Origin of the sequence: Campylobacter sp. CNRCH_2014_2452 (assembly GCF_025772865.1) — a bacterium.
GTDB lineage: Bacteria > Campylobacterota > Campylobacteria > Campylobacterales > Campylobacteraceae > Campylobacter_D > Campylobacter_D lari_D.
In genome coordinates, this window is record NZ_JAKMSX010000028.1 from 1 (window position 1) to 1339 (window position 1339).

Below are 1339 nucleotides of genomic sequence, written 5' to 3' on the forward strand. Positions count from 1 at the left end.
ATTAGCCACTACTATAATCATGGAAGATGGTTTGTATATAGGATGAAAGGATAAAAATGAGTGGTAATAAAGATATTTACGAGATTTATACTTCTAATGGACTTATATTAGAAGTTGATAAAAATACAAATCAAATTATATTTGATAAAAGAGAAGATGGGCGTGAAGTAGGCAAATACACCCAAGAATATTCTAAAGCTTTGTTTGAAGCACACAATATCAAACAAAACTCCCCCTACAAAGACTATAAACCCAGATATTTAGATCCTAATCTTTATACAGGGCAAAGTTCTACTTTGCTTGAATTTAAAGATTGGCAAAGTATTTATTTAAAAGATCCTATTAAAGGAAGCATAGCTCCTTGGACTAAAGCAGAAAAAGCTTATTATAAATCTTTAAAAACTAAAAAAGAAAGATATAAGTATTTAGTTATAAGAAGTGGTATAAGAAGTGTTGTTATAGATATACCTTATGAAGCTATAGGAGCTGTAGATGAAAAAGGAAATGTAGATCCTAAATATGAAAAATTATATAGAATAGTAGATGATAATAAACATAATCTAAGATCAAGTTTATTTCATAATGAATGGGGTATGGCAGCAGGAATATTAGGTGATTATAAATATCTAGCCAATGATATGTTTCAAAATGGTTTTAATGCAAGATTTATCCAAGCTACTATACTTTATATACAATTAAGTGGAGGAAGTAGTATATTAGATAAACCTAATTTATTAGGTGCTATTTATGGTTATGCTGATATTGCTGTAGGAAGTGGTTTAGTAGGAGTGCATAAAAATCCTTTAAGAGAACAAGAGATTAAAACCTTAGCTAAGACTTTAAAACCTGATGAATTTGGTATGCTTCCTTTTATAGATGAGATTATGGGAGTAGATTGGATAATTGATTATAATAAATATAGAATTGCTCGCGATGAATTTGGAAGTATGTATAAAGCCTTAAGAAGTGATATAGTTGAGGGTAAGATAAAAGATCCAAGGGATGTAGATTCTACTTATGAAAGCAGAAGAGAATTTGATCGCCATAGGGGAGGGTATTATAATGGTATGGTAAGTGGCTATGGAACCGATACACCTAATGATTGGAGTGAAGAAGAAGCACAACTTTTTAATGATACTTTAATACTACATGCCAAACTAGCAGCCCTAACTCCTCCTCAAGGCTATCCTAATGCACCTTATTATTTTACCCCTGAAAATCTAGAATGGTATTATAAAAGACATAAGCTTGATAAACTCCTTGATCCAAGAATTCCTGCCATATATAGATATAATTTTCCGCAAGAACTTCGAGCTAAAATACTAGCTTATGCTAAAGA

General features: G+C 30.8%; 1 protein-coding gene. It reads left to right on the top strand.

Annotated features, from left to right (window positions below; genetic code table 11):
- Positions 1-56: 56 nt before the first annotated feature.
- On the top strand, positions 57-1339 hold a 1283-nt coding region (locus L8X38_RS08370; RefSeq protein ID WP_263661767.1), incomplete at its 3' end, for a hypothetical protein.